The 16,608-nt window shown below is 67.8% G+C and carries 12 protein-coding genes and 1 tRNA gene; 5 read left to right on the forward strand and 8 right to left on the reverse strand.

The annotated features are described in order from the left end of the window. Positions 1 to 5 precede the first annotated feature (5 nt). Both IF54_RS0115590 and IF54_RS0115595 read left to right on the forward strand, forming a co-directional pair. Positions 6 to 875, forward strand: coding sequence for an ABC transporter ATP-binding protein (locus IF54_RS0115590; protein WP_030318830.1), 870 nt, complete (start codon positions 6 to 8; stop codon positions 873 to 875). Further along, positions 872 to 1,588 (forward strand): ABC transporter ATP-binding protein, encoded by a 717-nt coding sequence (locus tag IF54_RS0115595; RefSeq protein WP_030318832.1) that lies wholly within the window; start codon positions 872 to 874, stop codon positions 1,586 to 1,588. The genes IF54_RS0115590 and IF54_RS0115595 overlap by 4 nt, the downstream gene beginning before the upstream one ends. Before the next feature lie 75 nt (positions 1,589 to 1,663). On the opposite strand, the gene IF54_RS0115600 is transcribed toward IF54_RS0115595, so the two are convergent. Then, positions 1,664 to 2,320 carry an ANTAR domain-containing response regulator gene (locus IF54_RS0115600; protein WP_020137531.1) on the reverse strand — a complete coding sequence of 219 codons (657 nt, stop codon included), beginning with the start codon at positions 2,318 to 2,320 and terminating at the stop codon, positions 1,664 to 1,666. A gap of 101 nt (positions 2,321 to 2,421) precedes the next feature. Here IF54_RS0115600 and IF54_RS0115605 point away from each other — a divergent pair. Next, positions 2,422 to 2,504, forward strand: a tRNA-Leu gene (locus IF54_RS0115605). 88 nt (positions 2,505 to 2,592) lie between these two features. After that, positions 2,593 to 3,369: a sigma-70 region 4 domain-containing protein gene (locus tag IF54_RS0115610; RefSeq protein ID WP_030318834.1), complete on the forward strand. Its 777-nt coding sequence runs from the start codon at positions 2,593 to 2,595 to the stop codon at positions 3,367 to 3,369. 1 nt (position 3,370) lies between these two features. On the opposite strand, the gene pyk is transcribed toward IF54_RS0115610, so the two are convergent. Both pyk and IF54_RS0115620 read right to left on the reverse strand, forming a co-directional pair. Continuing rightward, positions 3,371 to 4,801, reverse strand: a complete 1,431-nt coding sequence (gene pyk / locus IF54_RS0115615) for a pyruvate kinase (protein WP_030318837.1) — start codon at positions 4,799 to 4,801, stop codon at positions 3,371 to 3,373. 144 nt (positions 4,802 to 4,945) lie between these two features. Next, positions 4,946 to 5,632: an SIMPL domain-containing protein gene (locus tag IF54_RS0115620; RefSeq protein ID WP_030318840.1), complete on the reverse strand. Its 687-nt coding sequence runs from the start codon at positions 5,630 to 5,632 to the stop codon at positions 4,946 to 4,948. A 127-nt stretch (positions 5,633 to 5,759) separates the two neighbouring features. Between IF54_RS0115620 and IF54_RS0115625 the strand changes: the two genes are divergently transcribed. Further along, the gene (locus tag IF54_RS0115625) at positions 5,760 to 7,559 is read left to right on the forward strand and encodes a bifunctional metallophosphatase/5'-nucleotidase (RefSeq protein ID WP_030318843.1); all 1,800 of its coding nucleotides are present in this window, start codon (positions 5,760 to 5,762) and stop codon (positions 7,557 to 7,559) included. A gap of 129 nt (positions 7,560 to 7,688) precedes the next feature. On the opposite strand, the gene IF54_RS0115630 is transcribed toward IF54_RS0115625, so the two are convergent. The 5 genes from IF54_RS0115630 to pepN form a co-directional block, all read right to left on the reverse strand. After that, on the reverse strand, positions 7,689 to 9,110 hold the full coding sequence (locus IF54_RS0115630; protein WP_030318844.1) for a lysine N(6)-hydroxylase/L-ornithine N(5)-oxygenase family protein: 1,422 nt from the start codon (positions 9,108 to 9,110) through the stop codon (positions 7,689 to 7,691). Next, positions 9,107 to 10,525 carry a pyridoxal phosphate-dependent decarboxylase family protein gene (locus IF54_RS0115635; RefSeq protein WP_030318850.1) on the reverse strand — a complete coding sequence of 473 codons (1,419 nt, stop codon included), beginning with the start codon at positions 10,523 to 10,525 and terminating at the stop codon, positions 9,107 to 9,109. Before IF54_RS0115635 ends, IF54_RS0115630 begins: the two co-directional genes overlap by 4 nt. A gap of 137 nt (positions 10,526 to 10,662) precedes the next feature. Then, positions 10,663 to 12,828, reverse strand: a complete 2,166-nt coding sequence (locus IF54_RS39605; protein WP_051735451.1) for a hypothetical protein — start codon at positions 12,826 to 12,828, stop codon at positions 10,663 to 10,665. 229 nt (positions 12,829 to 13,057) lie between these two features. Further along, on the reverse strand, positions 13,058 to 13,693 hold the full coding sequence (locus IF54_RS0115645; protein WP_030318854.1) for a DUF3800 domain-containing protein: 636 nt from the start codon (positions 13,691 to 13,693) through the stop codon (positions 13,058 to 13,060). Between the two features lie 397 nt (positions 13,694 to 14,090). Then, positions 14,091 to 16,577 carry an aminopeptidase N gene (gene pepN / locus IF54_RS0115655; RefSeq protein ID WP_030318856.1) on the reverse strand — a complete coding sequence of 829 codons (2,487 nt, stop codon included), beginning with the start codon at positions 16,575 to 16,577 and terminating at the stop codon, positions 14,091 to 14,093. Positions 16,578 to 16,608 lie beyond the last annotated feature (31 nt).

Here is a 16,608-nt window from a genome sequence, read left to right on the forward strand (position 1 = left end):
GCACCATGACCACCGAGACCACACCCGTACTCGAAGCACGCAACGTCACCATGCGCTTCGGCGGCCTCACCGCCGTCCGCTCGGTCGACTTCACCGTCAACGCAGGCGAGATCGTCGGACTCATCGGCCCCAACGGCGCCGGCAAGACCACCTTCTTCAACTGCCTCACCGGCCTCTACGTCCCCACCGAAGGCACGGTCTCCTACCAGGGCACCGTCCTCCCGCCCAAGCCCCACCTGGTGACCAAGGCCGGCATCGCCCGCACCTTCCAGAACATCCGCCTCTTCGCCAACATGACGGTCCTCGAGAACGTCCTCGTCGGCCGCCACACCCGCACCAAGGAAGGCCTCTGGTCCGCCCTCCTCCGCGGCCCCGGCTTCAAGAAGGCGGAGAAGGCCAGCGAAGAACGCGCCATGGAACTCCTGGAGTTCATCGGCCTCGAAGCCAAGCGCGACCACCTCGCCCGCAACCTCCCCTACGGCGAACAGCGCAAGCTCGAGATCGCCCGCGCCCTGGCCTCCGAGCCCGGCCTCCTGCTGCTCGACGAGCCCACCGCCGGCATGAACCCCCAGGAGACGCGGGCGACCGAGGAGCTGGTCTTCGCCATCCGCGACAAGGGCATCGCCGTCCTCCTCATCGAGCACGACATGCGCTTCGTCTTCAACCTCTCCGACCGCGTCGCCGTCCTCGTCCAGGGCGAGAAGCTCGTCGAAGGCACCTCCGAGGTCGTCCAGGCCGACGAGCGCGTCATCGCCGCCTACCTCGGCGAACCCTTCGAGGGCGACCCCGGCGCAGCCGAAGCGGCCGAAGTCGACGCCGCAGAGGCCGTCTCCGACGCGCCAAGCACCACCAGCACCAAGGGAGAAGCCCAGTGACCGCACTCCTCGAAGTCGAGGACCTCCGGGTCTCCTACGGCAAGATCGAAGCCGTCAAAGGCATCTCCTTCAGCGTCGAAGCCGGCCAGGTCGTCACCCTCATCGGCACCAACGGCGCCGGCAAGACGACGACACTGCGGACGCTCTCGGGCCTCCTGAAGCCGACCTCCGGAAAGATCACGTTCGACGGGAAGCCCCTCAGCGGCATCCCGGCCCACAAGATCGTCTCCTTCGGCCTCGCCCACTCCCCCGAAGGCCGGCACATCTTCCCCCGCCTCACCATCTTCGAGAACCTCCAGCTCGGAGCATTCCTGAGGAAGGACAAGGAAGGGATCGAGAAGGACATACAGCGCGCCTACGACCTCTTCCCGATCCTGGGAGAGCGCCGCAACCAGGCCGCAGGCACCCTGTCCGGCGGCGAGCAGCAGATGCTGGCCATGGGCCGCGCGCTCATGTCCCAGCCCAAGCTGCTGATGCTCGACGAACCCTCCATGGGCCTCTCGCCGATCATGATGCAGAAGATCATGGCGACGATCGTCGAACTCAAGGCCCAGGGCACGACCATCCTGCTGGTCGAACAGAACGCCCAGGCCGCCCTCTCACTGGCCGACCAGGGACACGTCATGGAGGTCGGCAACATCGTCCTCTCCGGCACCGGCCAGGACCTGCTGCACGACGAGTCGGTCCGCAAGGCGTACCTCGGCGAAGACTGACCTTTCCTTCGTCGTACGACGAGGCCCGCGCCCCCTGCTGGGGACGCGGGCCTCGGTCTTTGGTCGGCGTTGGGCTCAGCCCTTGTTGGCCTTCTTCTCATCGGCGTCCAGAATGACCGCCTCCGCGACCTGCTGCATCGACATCCGCCGGTCCATCGACGTCTTCTGGATCCACCGGAACGCGGCAGGCTCCGTCAGCCCGTACGAGGTCTGAAGGATCGACTTCGCCCGGTCCACGAGCTTGCGCGTCTCCAGACGCTGAGTGAGGTCCGCGACCTCGTTCTCCAGCTCCTTCAGCTCCGTGAACCGGGACACCGCCATCTCGATCGCCGGCACGACATCGCTCTTGCTGAAGGGCTTCACCAGGTACGCCATCGCACCGGCGTCCCGCGCCCGCTCGACGAGGTCGCGCTGCGAGAAGGCGGTGAGCATCAGGACAGGGGCGATGCGCTCCTCGGCGATCTTCTCGGCGGCCGAGATCCCGTCCAGCTTGGGCATCTTCACGTCGAGGATCACGAGGTCCGGCTTGTGCTCACGGGCGAGCTCGACGGCCTGCTCACCGTCACCGGCCTCGCCGACGACGCTGTAGCCCTCTTCCTCCAGCATCTCTTTGAGGTCGAGGCGGATCAGGGCCTCGTCCTCGGCGATGACGACACGGGTCGTCAGCGGAGGCACGTGCGACTTGTCGTCGTCGGGCGCGTCTACGGGCTGGGGCGACTCGGGGGCGGTCACGGGGGCTCCTTGTTACGGGCCGGGCAGGTACTGCTGCTTGTGCAGCCTACCTAGAGGCGGGGAGCTGCGGTGACCCGGTATGCTTCCGTGCAGCCAGTCCTGCCGGGTTGGTGGAATGGCATACACGGATGTCTCAAACACATCTGCCTGAGAGGGCTTGCGGGTTCGAGTCCCGCACCCGGCACTTCCAACGCATGAAGCGGATGTCCACGTTCTCGTGAACATCCGCTTTTTGCTGCGCGGAGTTGCGATCACTCACTCAGAGTAGCCGTATGAACTTTCACGGCACTGAGGTTCAGCAGAAGGCAGTCACGCTACTGCGGGACGGGGCGAAGAACGCGGATATCGCACGGAAATTCGGCGTCCCGGCAGGCACGATCAGCTACTGGAAGCATCTCGACCGAGCCAGGCGGGGCGAGTGTCCGGGCAAGCACGATCCGAAGTGCCCGCGATGCGACGGCAGAGATCTGGACTCGACCGCATACAGCTACCTACTGGGTCTCTACCTCGGAGACGGCCACATCAGCCGCTACTCCGAGCATCGAGTGCCCAACCTAATGATCACGTGCGATGAAGCCTGGCCCGGCCTGATGGACGCCTGCGAGCAGGCCATGCGCGCGGTGTTTCCCGGCAATGCCGTCTGCCGCGTCCGGAAGATCGGCTGCCGCAACGTGAAGGTCTACTCGAAGCACCTGCACTGCTTGTTTCCCCAGCACGGCCCCGGCAGAAAGCACGAGCGCTCCATCGCCCTCGAACCCTGGCAACAGGCCATCGTCGATGAACACCCTTGGGAGTTCATCCGAGGCCTGATCCACTCGGACGGGTGCCGCATCACCAACTGGACGACCCGCCTCGTGGCCGGTGAACACAAGCGCTACGAATATCCCCGGTACTGCTTCAGCAACAGGTCCGCCGACATCATGCGGCTCTTCACCGATGCCCTGGACCAGGTAGGGGTCGACTGGCGGCAGATGAACCACTGCAACATCTCCATCGCCCGCAAAGCCTCAGTCGCCCTCCTGGACACCCACGTAGGCCCCAAACACTGACCTACTTGTCGTCCTCCCCGATGTGATGCACCCGGACCAGGTTCGTCGAGCCCGACACCCCGGGCGGGGAGCCGGCCGTGATGACGACCACGTCGCCCTTCTCGCACCGTCCGTAGCGCAGCAAGAGTTCGTCCACCTGGTCGACCATCGCGTCCGTGGAGTCGACCTGCGGGCCGAGGTACGTCTCCACGCCCCACGTCAGGCTGAGTTGGGACCGCGTCGCCGGTTCCGGGGTGAAGGCCAGGAGGGGGATCGGGGACCGGTAGCGGGACAGTCGCCGAACCGTGTCGCCGGACTGAGTGAAGGCCACCAGGAACTTCGCGCCGAGGAAGTCGCCCATCTCCGCCGCGGCCCGGGCGACAGCCCCTCCCTGGGTGCGGGGCTTGTTCCGTTCCGTCAGCGGCGGGAGGCCCTTCTCGAGGATGTCCTCCTCCGCCGCCTCCACGATCTTGGCCATCGTCCGGACGGTCTCGATCGCGTGCTTGCCCACGCTCGTCTCGCCGGACAGCATCACCGCGTCCGTGCCGTCGATGACCGCGTTGGCGACATCGGACGCCTCCGCACGCGTCGGCCGCGCGTTCTCGATCATCGAGTCCAGCATCTGGGTCGCGACGATCACCGGCTTGGCGTTGCGCTTGGCCAGCTTGATCGCGCGCTTCTGGACGATCGGCACCTGCTCCAGCGGCATCTCCACGCCCAGGTCGCCGCGGGCCACCATGATCCCGTCGAAGGCGGCGACGATGTCCTCGATGGCGTCCACCGCCTGGGGCTTCTCCACCTTGGCGATCACGGGAACCCGGCGCCCCGCCGTGTCCATGATCCGGTGGACGCCCTCGATGTCGCGTCCGGAGCGTACGAAGGACAGGGCGATCACGTCGAAGCCCATGCGCAGCGCCCAGCGCAGGTCCTCCTCGTCCTTCTCCGACAGCGCCGGAACGGAGACCGCCACGCCGGGCAGGTTGAGGCCCTTGTGGTCGGAGATCATGCCGCCCTCGATCACTCGGGTGTGGACGCGGGGGCCCTCCACCGAGGTGACCTCCAGGCAGACCTTGCCGTCGTCCACGAGGATGCGTTCGCCGACGGCGACGTCGGAGGCGAGTCCGGCGTACGTCGTTCCGCACTGCCGCTGATCGCCTTCCGCGCCCTCTTCCACCGTGATGGTGAAGGTGTCCCCGCGTTCAAGGAGTACGGGCCCTTCGGTGAAGTGACCGAGGCGGATCTTCGGGCCCTGAAGGTCGGCGAGGAGGCCGACGCTGCGGCCGGTCTCGTCGGAGGCCTTGCGGACGCGGTGGTACCGCTCCTCGTGCTCGGCGTAGCTGCCGTGGCTGAGGTTGAAGCGGGCTACGTCCATTCCGGCGTCGACCAGGTCTTTGATCTGGTCGTAGGAGTCGGTGGCGGGGCCCAGGGTGCAGACGATTTTTGCTCGGCGCATGTTTCGACATTAGGCCTTACCGGCGGGTAGGGAGTTGGTCGCACATGACGACTCAACAACCTCCGGGTGAAGCCCTTTTGACAAGTGTTGAAGTGTGCGGGGCCCCGCTCCGATGAGCATCACAGGAGCAAATACGGCGACCTGTTACAGGGTCGGCGGTGCCATTGTGAACCGTGCGTTGACGTGGGCGTAGACGTGTTGGCGCTGGGGTTCGAGGTCGAGTGGGGCGGCCGTGGTGTCGGCCGCGGCTTCGTAGGCCATGGAGCGGGCGCGGCTCGCCTTGCCCACGAAGCGGGGTTCGGGGTCCTCGGCTCCGATGTCCGCCAGTTCGAGCAGGGACGCCAGGGATGTGCCCAGTGCCTCCGCGTACTCCTTCGCCCGTTGGACGGCTTCCCGGACTGCCTGTTGCCGTGCCTGCCGGTAGACGGGTGAGTCGCGGCGCAGGGCCCACCAGGGTCCGTCGACGCGGGTCAACTCCTGGTCGGCCAGTCGGGTCGTGAGTTCGCCCAGTGCGGTGAAGTCGGTGAGTTCGGCGGTGATGTGGACGTGGCCGTGGTAGGCGTGGACGCGTTCGCCGCGGCCGTGTTCCTTGAGTTCGGGGGTGACGGAGAAGGAGCCGGTCTCGAGGTGTTCGACGGCGTCGCCGTAGGACTTGAGGAGGTCCAGGACGGTGGTGTTGCGGCGGGTGAGGTCGTCGAGGGCGGTGCGGCGGTCCTTGCCGCGGGAGGCGACGGTGACGCCGATGCGGGCGATCTCGGGGTCGACTTCGAGGTGGGCTTCGCCGCGGACGGCGATGCGTGGTGCGTCGGGTGTGCCGTAGGGAACGGTCATAACGACTCACTGTGTCAGTTTTCGCGCGGTGAGTCACCAGATCGAAACCTGTGGGGTCTGTTGCGGTTCAGCATGACCGGGTCAGAATCTACGCGCGTTGTTGACCTTTCCCCGAGGAGATCAAGAGATGGCCTTGAACCGCAGGAAGTTCCTGGAGAAGTCCGCCGTGACGGGAGCGGGGGTCGCGCTGGCGGGTGCCGTGGGAGCTCCTGCCGCGCAGGCCGCGGAGAGCGGGAGGAAGCCGGTGAAGCGGTACTCGCTCACGGTCATGGGCACCACCGACCTGCATGGTCATGTCTTCAACTGGGACTACTTCAAGGACGCGGAGTACAAGGACGCGGCGGGCAACGCGCAGGGTCTGTCGCGGATCTCGACGCTGGTGAACCAGGTCCGCAAGGAGAAGGGCCGCTGCAACACGCTGCTTCTGGACGCGGGCGACACGATCCAGGGCACGCCGCTGACGTACTACTACGCGAAGGTCGACCCGATCACCGCGAAGGGCGGTCCGGTCCATCCGATGGCGGCGGCGATGAACGCCATCGGGTACGACGCGGTGGCGCTGGGCAACCACGAGTTCAACTACGGCATCGAGACGCTGCGGAAGTTCGAGGAGCAGTGCGACTTCCCGCTGCTCGGCGCCAACGCGCTGGACGCGAAGACGCTGAAGCCCGCTTTCCCGCCGTACTTCATCAAGACGTTCCACGTGAAGGGCGCGCCGCCGGTGAAGGTGGCGGTGCTGGGGCTGACGAACCCGGGTATCGCGATCTGGGACAAGGCTTATGTGCAGGGGAAGTTGACGTTCCCGGGGCTTGAGGAGCAGGCGGCGAAGTGGGTGCCGAAGCTGCGGTCGATGGGTGCGGACGTGGTGGTGGTGTCGGCGCACTCGGGTTCGTCGGGGACGTCGTCCTACGGTGATCAGCTGCCGTACGTGGAGAACTCGGCGGCGCTGGTGGCGCAGCAGGTGCCGGGGATCGACGCGATCCTGGTGGGGCACGCGCATGTGGAGATCCCGGAGCTGAAGGTCACCAACACCAAGACCGGGAAGACGGTGGTGCTCTCGGAGCCGCTGGCGTACGCGGAGCGGTTGTCGCTGTTCGACTTCGAGCTGGTCTTCGAGAAGGGCCGCTGGTCGGTCGAGTCCGTCTCGTCCAAGGTGCTCAACTCGAACTCGGTGGCCGACGATCCGAAGATCACCAAGCTGCTGAAGGACGATCACGACGTCGTCGTGAAGTACGTCAACCAGGTGGTGGGGACGGCGACGGCCGCGCTGACGACGGTCGAGGCGCGGTACAAGGACGCCCCGATCATCGACCTGATCACGAAGGTGCAGGAGGACGTGGTGCGGGCGGCGCTGGCGTCGACGGAGTACGCCTCGCTGCCGGTGATCGCGCAGGCTTCCCCGTTCTCCCGGACCTCGGAGATCCCGGCGGGCGCCGTGACGATCCGGGACCTGTCGAGCCTGTACGTGTACGACAACACGCTGGTGGCGAAGTTGCTGACGGGTGCGCAGATCCGGGCGTACCTGGAGTACTCGGCGGAGTACTTCGTGCGGACGGCGGCGGGTGCGCCGGTGGACGTGGAGAAGCTGACGAACGCGAACAACCGTCCGGACTACAACTACGACTACGTGTCGGGGCTGTCGTACGACATCGACATCGCGCAGGCGGCGGGTTCGCGGATCAAGAACCTGACGTTCAACGGTGCCGCTCTGGACGACGCGCAGAAGTTCGTGTTCGCGGTGAACAACTACCGGGCCAACGGCGGCGGGGCGTTCCCGCACGTGGCCTCCGCCACCGAGCTGTGGTCGGAGTCGACGGAGATCCGTACCCGGATCGCGGAGTGGGTGACCGCGAAGGGTGTGCTGGACCCGAAGGACTTCGCGTCGGTGGACTGGAAGCTCACGCGGGACGGTACGCCGGTGTTCTAGGGACGCCGGGGTTCCGCTGGGTCACGCCGGCGACACGCGCTCTGCGCGCTGTCGTCGGCGTTTTCCTCGTCTCCCTCGTTTTCCTCGTCTCCCTCGTCTCCGTCGTCTCCGTCGTCTCCGTCGTCTCCGTCATCGTCCTTCGACCAGGGGGGTCAGGACGGGGGCCTGGCGGGCGGGTGGGATCTGGGGTCGCTGTTCGAGGCCGAAGGTGGTGAAGGCGGTGCGGGCGGGCAGGGGGTAGGGGTTCTTGCCGGTGACGGTGTTGAGGATGGTGGCACTGCGCCAGGCGGCGAGGCCGAGGTCGGGGGCGCCGACGCCGTGGGTGTGGCGCTCGGCGTTCTGCACGTACACGTGACAGTCGGCGCCGCTGACGGAGGGGTCGAGGTCGAGTCTGAACTGCTCGTCGACGCGGGGGCGTTCGCGGCTGTCGCGGCGCAGGTAGGGGTCGAGTCCGGCGAGGATGCGGTCGAGGGGGCGTTCGCGGTAGCCGGTGGCGAGGACGACGGCGTCGGTGGTGAGGCGGGAGCGGCTGCCCTGCTGGATGTGTTCGAGGTGGAGTTCGATCTTCGTGGTGGCGATGCGTCCGGCGGTACGGACGCGGACGCCGGGGGTGAGGACGGCGTCGGGCCAGCCGCCGTGCAGGGTGCGGTGGTAGAGCTCGTCGTGGATGGCGGCGATGGTGTCGGCGCCGATGCCGCGGTGGAGCTGCCACTGGGTGGTGCCGAGGCGGTCGCGGACGCTTTCGGACAGGGCGTGGAAGTAGCGGGTGTGGTCGGGGGTGAAGTGTTCGAGGCCGAGCTTGGAGTACTCCATGGGCGCGAAGGCTTCGGTACGGCCGAGCCAGTGCAGTCGTTCGCGGCCCGTGGGACGGTTGCGGAGCAGGTCGAGGAAGACCTCGGCACCGGACTGTCCTGAGCCGACGACGGTGACGTGGTCGGCGGCGAGCAGGCTCCGGCGGTGGTCGAGGTAGTCGGCGGCGTGGATGACGGGTACGCCGGGGGCCTCGACGAGGGGCTTGAGCGGTTCCGGCACGCAGGGCTCTGTGCCGATGCCGACGACGATGTTCTTGGTGTAGGTACGCCCGAGGGCCTCGGCCTCGCCGTCGCTGTCGAGCTGGGTGAAGTCGACCTCGAAGACGTCGCGTTCGGGGTTGAAGCGGACGGCGTCGACCTGGTGGCGGAAGTGCAGGCCGGGGAGGTTCTCGGCGACCCAGCGGCAGTAGGCGTCGTACTCGGCGCGCTGGATGTGGAAGCGCTCGGCGAAGTAGAAGGGGAACAGGCGCTCGCGGGCCTTGAGGTAGTTGAGGAAGGTCCAGTCGCTGGCGGGGTCGACGAGGGTCACCAGGTCGGCGAGGAAGGGGACCTGGACGGTGGCGCCGTCGATCAGGAGTCCGGGGTGCCAGTGGAAGGCGGGGTGCTGTTCGTAGAAGACGGCGTCGAGGGTGGTGAGGGGCTGGGCGAGGGCGGCGAGGGAGAGGTTGCAGGGGCCGATGCCGATGCCGACGAGGTCGCGGGGTGCGTCGGGCTCGTGGTGTGGGGGGTGGGGGTTCATCGGGGGGTGGTTCCTTCCACGAGGTGCAGGAGTGCGGTGAGGTGGGCCGGCTGGGTGGTGGGGTTGAGGAGGGTGGCCTTGAGCCAGAGCCGGTGCGCTGCGCGGGCTCGGCCGAGGACGGCGCGGCCGTCGGTGAGGAGTTGTCGGCGTACGGCCGCTACGGCACCGTCGGTGGCGTCTGCGGGTCGGAACAGAACCGTGCTGATGGTGGGCGGTTCGTGGAGTTCGAACCCGGGGTGCCGTTCGACGAGTGCGGCGAACTCCTGCGCTGTTGAGCAGACTTGGTCGACGAGGGCGGCGAGTCCCGCGCGGCCCAGGGTTTTCAGCGTGACGGCGATCTTGAGGACGTCCGGGCGGCGGGTGGTGCGCAGGGAGCGGCCGAGGAGGTCGGGGAGACCGGCTTCGGTGTCGTCGTCGGCGTTGAGATAGTCGGCGCGGTGGTTCAGGGCGGCGAGGTCGTCTGTGTCGCGGACGGCCAGGAGGCCTGCGGCGACGGGTTGCCAGCCGAGTTTGTGCAGGTCGAGTGTGACGGTGTCGGCGCTGTTGATGCCGGTGAGCTTGGCTCGGTGCCGCGGGCTGAAGAGGAGGCCGCCGCCGTAGGCCGCGTCGACGTGGAGGCGTGCGCCGCGTTGTGCGCAGAGGGCGGCGATGTCGGGGAGGGGGTCGATGAGGCCGGCGTCGGTGGTGCCTGCGGTGGCGGCGATGACCGAGGGTCCGTGGAGGGCCTTGTCCAGGGTTGCGGGGTCGAGGGTGCCGGTGGGGGTGGGGACGATCACCGGTTCGGGCAGGCCCAGGAGCCAGGCGGACCTTGGGAGGGAGTGGTGGGCGTTCTCGCCGCAGACGAGGCGGACACCCGGGCCCAGGGTCTCTCGGGCCAGGAGGAGGGCGAGTTGGTTGGATTCCGTGCCACCGGTTGTGATCAGAGCGTCGGGCCGGTGGGGGCTTGTCGCGCCCCGCGGCGGAGCCGCATATCGATACAGTCCCGCGCCCTCAAGTGTCTCGGCGTAGACCTCGTCTGCCAGTGCACGTGTCACCCGGGCCTCAAGCTCCGACGCCGCCGGAGCCTGGTCCCAGGAGTCCATTGAAGGGTTCAGGACGCTGACGGCCAGGTCGGCTGCCGCGGCCACTGCCAGCGGTGGGCAGTGGAGGTGGGCCACGCAGGAGGGGTCCGCGGGGTCCGCCGCGCCTTCTGCCAGTGCTCGCACCAGGTGCCGTAGGCCCTCCGGGTCGCCCTCGTCCGGGAGTACGGCCCCGACCGCGTCCCGCACCCGGGCCGAGACCGCCTCAGGGCCCCCGGCCGGCAGTGGCCCACCCCTCAGACGTACCCCCTCCCCCAGGGCGTCCAGAACCGTGTCGAGCAGTGGGCGCAGCACATCGCCGCTTTCGGGGCCCGAGGCCAGTGGCGGGGTGCTCATCGTCGACCTCCGGGAGCGCTGGGGGCTTCCAGCTTGGACGGAGCCGGCTGGGCGCGCCCGGAGAGTTCAACGATCCTGACCCGAAAGGGGGTACTGCCGTACGGGGAAAGCGTGTTGGGTCGAGGGTGGTGGGGACTTCAGTGGGAGAGGCCGTCGTCCTCCTCCTCGTCCTCTTCCTCGTCGTCGACCAGGTCGTTGGCCTGTGGGTGGAGGAGGATCTGGCCGGCGAGCTGGCGTACTTCGTCGATCATTCGGTCGAGCTCTTCGCGTGAACCGAATGGGTGGACCGTGGTTGCCCTCGCCTCGGGACTGTCCGCGAGACTCATCAGACGGTCCACCGCCTGCCGGGCTTCTGCTACTGCCTGCCGCAGGGCACGCCGTTCGGCGCCGAGTTTGTCGGTGAGGGAGAGCCCGGTGCCGGAAGGAGAACTCTGCTGAAGCCGTTCGTCTTCTGCCTGTTGTGTCTTCGTGGGGTCGGATGTGGCCACGACCCGCCACTGATCGAGGAGTTCGAGCGCTACGCCCCCCTTGTCCCGGAGCTTGTGGTCCGGCTCGCTGAGGTCGACCGCAGGGATGGTGTACATGTCGGTCGTCTTGCGGGCCAGGAGCTGAGCCTTGGTGAAGGAGTTCAGGCATTCCCGCCCCGCCTCGAATGCGGAGGCTGCGAAGGCCAGGGTCCACAGCCCTTCCTCGGAGTCGGAGAGGCCGGCGACGATCACGTCGGTGTTGGCGCGGAAGGGCACGGTCTTGCCAACCGCGGACCCGACATTCCGGGTGATGAGTTTGTCCGCGATGAGTGCGGTTCCCCCGGCGACCACCAGGGTCTGTCGTGCGTTGATGTCGCCTTTGAGCGCTGGTGCGACGAGGTCGGTGAAGTCCTCGACCGGGGCGGGTTGCCAGTCTCCGAGTACCTGCTTGGTGAGCACTCCGCCGTTCGCCCACGCGTTCCGCGCCTGTTGCAGTGAGCCCGCCTTGTAGCCGCGCCAGGGCAGATCGATGACCGGGCCGAGGAGTTCGGCGTATCCCGAGTTCGACATCCTGCCGGTGCCCTTGATGTCCTTGGCGAACCTCTTGACTTGTTCGCGGACCTCTGGCCGAGTCAAGAAATGCGTCAGGTAGACGGCCCGCCACAGGGGAGTTGCCGGAATTCCGGGGTCGCCGAAGACGGCGGGGAGTTCCTCAGGCCTGCGCCGTCCCAGTGCGAGACCGATGATTCCGTCGAGCAGACTGTTCTGGGGCAGTCCGGGCAGGCGTACCCGGCTGATGGCCCGGCTGCCGACCTCCACGTTCTGCGCGGCTGCCTCCCAATGCCGGAACTCGACGTGGATGGAGGCGAGGATGGACCGGACGGCGTCGTCGAAGACTTCTTCGGCGGAGAGTCCGGCGGAGCCGTGACGGTGGACGCCGACGGTGATCTGGGCGGGAACCACCAGCGTCTGACCGAGACGTACCGAGCGGTCCGCCGGCTGCGTCTGTGTCACTCCCCGCTGGAACTCGGCAAGGAGGGTGCTGAGCATTTCCTGGCGTCCCAGAGCCATGCGCTGGCTCAAGGCCTTCTCGGGGGCACCGCGGCGCTGAGTCTTCTCCGCCGTGAGGATCTTGAGCGCTGTGTCAGCGATGTCCTCCGCATAGGGTGCGCTCTCGTCCGTGAGCAGTGCCCAGGCACTGGTCAGGCGGGTGATGCCGTCGCGTACGGCGAGAACGTCCACGTGTTCGTCGCCGTCGGCGAACTCAAGACGGCAAGGGTGAGCGATGACCGCGCGGGTGATTCTTCGGGCGAGAATTGAACGGTCGTAAGGATTCGGGTTGGCGTGCCGGGTCTGCTCGATGGTCTGCTTGAGATGATCGCGCAGGTGCTTGCGGTCGCGGTACCGGTATCTGACACGGGCGAGCGGTCGTCCCTGTTCGTCGATGTCGCCGTGCACCTCGGGGTCCTCGACTGGGAGGGCTTCTTGGCTTGTGCGGGGCTGGTGGCCGGGAAAGAGTTCGGTCAGCCAGACGCGAGTGTGGAGCGAGCGAAGGGTGGCGCCTTCCACGTGCTCCTCGATGAGGGCGGAGCCCTGTCCCTTGGGGGCGCTCAACTGGGCGGCGGCAGCCTCTGGGGAGATGATGGCGCGTGCGACGGCGTGCCAGGCGTCCTCGTCCAGAGCCGCGCCGTCGGCCGCCATACCTGCTTTCACCAGCTGCGCGCGTCCACCGGGGGTGGAGTAGGAGGGAAGGGTCCGCTCGAAGCCAGAGACGGTGAAGTCCCCGCCCGCAAAGCTGAAGGAGATCGTCTCGGGACCGGCCGGGGAGGCTTGCATACCTTGACCTTGGCCGGCCTGATCCTGGGATTCAGTGGAGCTGCTCACACTCTTCCTTTCTTTGACCTGCCGAGACTGTGTATGTCACCCGTCTGATTGCTGGCCCGGTGTGCCATACGCCGGTAGACTGGCCTTGCAGTCAGGGCCACGCGCAGCGCGTGTGCCAGGTCTGCTTTCACGAACCCCGGCCCTCGGCCGGGGTTCGTCATGTACGGGGTGATGATGAGAGTCAGCACGGCTTAGGGGGCGCCGCTTTCGGCAAATGGCGCGCGTACCAGCCCCACATGAACTCCCGGCTCTGCTGCTGCGCGATGGCCTGGCAGGCGCTGTATGCGGCTAGATCGGCCATCTGGAGCCAGGCGGAGGTGTGTGCGGGAACCTCGACGGCCGTCACAGGGATACGGCCGGGTCTCACCTGCTCATGCACTTCGCTGTAAAGATGCTCACTGCCGTCGCCGTCGACGACGAGTCGGGCGGTCTCACCCGCTTCCGCGAGCCTTCGGTCAAGACCGCGCAACAGCCGGTCGTAAGCACGGCGCTTCGCCACTCCCCAATGTGCCGGCTCCCGGGTGTAGACGGTGACGATCTGGATGCCGGGGTGGGTTCCGATCAGGTCGAGGGCCTGCTGGGCCATGCGGTAGCGCTCTATCTTGAGCGGGTTGCGTCCACCCGGACGGCCTCGGCCCGCCAGGAAGTCGCTCGCATGGAGTTCGTAGTCGACGGGGATGCCGTGGTTCTTGCACCATTCCTCACGCAATGCCTGCCAAGTTCTCAGAATGTGCGGAGCGTCAGCGACGGGAATACCTACGGCGGTGTAGAGCGCAAAGCCAGTTCGGGGAATGCCGGATTCGTCGATGTAGTACACGCGATCGACCGGCTTGGATGCATTGATGGCTGTTCCTGGCCCTTCGCTCGAATCCGGACGTCGTCAGAACGACATGCGGCTGCACCGCATCGAACTGATCACTCCGGCCGGGCTCAGAGCCGACCGGGCAAGCGGATTCGGGCGATACGCGCTGCGTCTCCTCACCACCACGCTTCTCGGTCTCTCCCTCGGTGGCCTGCGTGGATCCAACGATCCGTGAGGTCCGCCAGTTCGAGTGTCCGAGACACACAGCCTGTCGCCGTGTGTGGGGCCGCGAGTGATGAAGGGCTCGTACGGTTTCAGGCTAGACCCGCATCTTTCACACCGTCAACTTCCAACCCAGAGGCCCCGAAGGCCGCTGCCGCGAGCAATGACACGCGCGACAGCGGCCAGCGACTCACGCCTGCCTCACCCGCAACGCACGTCCCAGGTCGTCGAGTTGGTCGGTGAGTTTGCGGCGCAGGGCGGGGATGGGGTCGGCGTCGCGCAGACAGCTCTCGCCGAGGCGGAGGGTGTCCTCGTCGATGGCGTAGTCGGGGAAGGCCCAGCGGCCCACGGCGTCGGCGATGGCGGGGCCGCGGCGGGCGGCGAGGGCGACGGCGTCGTCGTAGTAGCGGGGCACGTACTGCCGTACGAGATCGGCCTGTTCGGGTTGCCAGAAGCCCTGGGCGGTGGCGGTGAAGAGGTAGTTGGAGAGGTCGTCGCGGGTGAACATGGCGTCCCAGGCGGCCGCCTTGGCCTCTTCGGAGGGGAGGGCGGCGCGGCAGCGGGCGGCGCCCTCCCGGCCGGTGGCGGAGGGGTCGCGGGCGAGTTCGGCGGCGATGGCGGCCTCGTCGGTGGCGCCGAGGACGGCGAGGCGGGCGAGGACGCGCCAGCGCAGTTCGGGGTCGAGTTCGGGTCCGCCGGGGACGGTGCCGTCGGCGAGCCAGGCGGCGATGGTGTCGGGGTGGGCGGCGACGTTGATGCAGTGGCGTACGGCGATCAGCCGCAGGCCGGGGTTGTCGCCGTCCTCGGTGCGGCGGATGAGGTCGCGGCACAGGGCGGTGAGGAGGGACAGCGCGGCGGGGCGTTCCTCGGGGGTGATGTAGCGGTCGGCGACGTAGGTGGCCGCGAAGGCGAGGACGCCCTGGACGAGGGCGAGGTCGGTTTCGTGCGGGAGGTGGGCGCGGGCGGCCTCCAGGTAGGCGGAGGGCGGGAGTTCGCCGTCGCGGACGGCGTCGCGCAGGGCGTTCCAGACGACGGCGCGGGTCAGTGGCGAGGGGAGTCCGGAGAGGCACTCGGTGACCGTGGTGAAGGACTGGGGGTCGAAGCGGACCTTGGCGTAGGTGAGGTCGCCGTCGTTGAGGAGCAGGAGGGCGGGGCGCTTGCCGATGGGGAGGGGTTCGCTCTGGGGGACGTCGAGGTCGAGGCGGTCGCGCAGGACGAGGTGGCGGCCCTCGTCGGTGACGTCCTGGTCGTAGAGGCCGACCGCGATGCGGTGCGGGCGGCTGCCCTTGTGCTCGACCTGGAGGGTGTACGTGGCTTCCTCGCCGCGCGTGACGACGGGCCGCAGGGTGTCGACGCCGGTGGTGCGCAGCCAGGCGTCGGCCCAGGCGTGGACGTCGCGTTCGGTGGCGGAGGCGAGGGAGTCGATGAAGTCGGCGAGGGTGGCGTTGCCGAACTTGTGCCGGGCGAAGTGGGTGTTGATGCCGGCGAGGAAGTCCTTCTCGCCGAGCCAGTGCACGAGCTGGCGCAGGGCGGAGGCGCCCTTGGCGTAGGAGATGCCGTCGAAGTTGAGCATGGCCGAGGCGGTGTCCTCGACGGCTTCGGGGGCGACGGGGTGGGTGGAGGGGCGCTGGTCGGCGTCGTAGCCCCAGCCCTTGCGCATGACACCGAAGTCGACCCAGGTGTCGGTGAAGCGGGTGGCTTCGGTGAGGGTCTGGTAGCCCATGTACTCGGCGAAGGACTCGTTGAGCCAGATGTCGTCCCACCAGCGCAGGGTGACGAGGTCGCCGAACCACATGTGGGCCATCTCGTGGGCGATGACCATGGCGCGGGTCTGGCGCTCGGTGTCGGTGACGGCGGAGCGGTAGACGAACTCGTCGCGGAAGGTGACGAGGCCGGGGTTCTCCATGGCGCCGGCGTTGAACTCGGGGACGAACGCCTGGTCGTAGGAGTCGAAGGGGTAGGGCTCCTCGAACTTCTCGTGGTAGCGGTCGTAGCACTGCCGGGTGATCTCGAAGATCTCGTCGGCGTCCGGGTCGAGGTAGGGGGCGAGGGAGCGGCGGCAGTGGATGCCGAAGGGCAGGCCGCGGTGTTCGGTGCGTACGGAGTGCCAGGGGCCGGCGGCGACCGCGACGAGGTAGGTGGAGATGAGGGGGGTGGGGGCGGCCTGCCAGCGGCCTTCGCCGAGGTGTTCGGTGATGCCGTTGGCGAGGACGCTCCAGCCTTCGGGGGCGGTGACCGTGAGGTCGAAGACGGCCTTGAGGTCGGGCTGGTCGAAGGCGGCGAAGACGCGCTGGACGTCCTCCATGAACAGCTGGGTGTAGACGTACGACTCGCCGTCGCTGGGGTCCGTGAAGCGGTGCATGCCCTCGCCGGTGCGGGAGTAGCGCATGACGGCGTCGATCCGCAGTTCGTGCTCGCCGGCGGTCAGGCCCTTCAGGGGGAGCCGGTTGCCGTCGAGGGTCTCCGGGTCGAGGGGGCGGCCGTCGAGGGTCGCCTCTCGCAGTTCGGCCGGCTTGAGCTCTACGAAGGTGTCCGCCTCCGCGCGCGCGGTGAACCTGACGACGGTCCGGGACGTGAAGGTCTCGTCGCCGGTGGTGAGGTCGAGCGCGATGGTGTAGCGGTGAACGTCGAGGAGCTTGGCACGGGTCTGCGCTTCGTCGCGCGTCAGTACGGACATGCAGGACATGCTGCCTGATGGCAGGGCCAAC

The organism is Streptomyces sp. NRRL B-3229, from assembly GCF_000719505.1.
Lineage (GTDB): Bacteria > Actinomycetota > Actinomycetes > Streptomycetales > Streptomycetaceae > Streptomyces > Streptomyces griseorubiginosus.

What these genes read in the sequence shown, in the direction of transcription:
- pyk (WP_030318837.1), bottom strand. Translation starts at nt 4,801, where the DNA reads ATGCGCCGAGCAAAAATCGTCTGCACCCTGGGCCCCGCCACCGACTCC.
- IF54_RS0115630 (WP_030318844.1), bottom strand. Translation starts at nt 9,110, where the DNA reads ATGAACCCCCACCCCCCACACCACGAGCCCGACGCACCCCGCGACCTC.
- IF54_RS0115625 (WP_030318843.1), top strand. Translation starts at nt 5,760, where the DNA reads ATGGCCTTGAACCGCAGGAAGTTCCTGGAGAAGTCCGCCGTGACGGGA.
- IF54_RS39605 (WP_051735451.1), bottom strand. Translation starts at nt 12,828, where the DNA reads ATGCAAGCCTCCCCGGCCGGTCCCGAGACGATCTCCTTCAGCTTTGCG.
- pepN (WP_030318856.1), bottom strand. Translation starts at nt 16,577, where the DNA reads ATGTCCGTACTGACGCGCGACGAAGCGCAGACCCGTGCCAAGCTCCTC.
- IF54_RS0115590 (WP_030318830.1), top strand. Translation starts at nt 6, where the DNA reads ATGACCACCGAGACCACACCCGTACTCGAAGCACGCAACGTCACCATG.
- IF54_RS0115620 (WP_030318840.1), bottom strand. Translation starts at nt 5,632, where the DNA reads ATGACCGTTCCCTACGGCACACCCGACGCACCACGCATCGCCGTCCGC.
- IF54_RS0115610 (WP_030318834.1), top strand. Translation starts at nt 2,593, where the DNA reads ATGAACTTTCACGGCACTGAGGTTCAGCAGAAGGCAGTCACGCTACTG.
- IF54_RS0115635 (WP_030318850.1), bottom strand. Translation starts at nt 10,525, where the DNA reads ATGAGCACCCCGCCACTGGCCTCGGGCCCCGAAAGCGGCGATGTGCTG.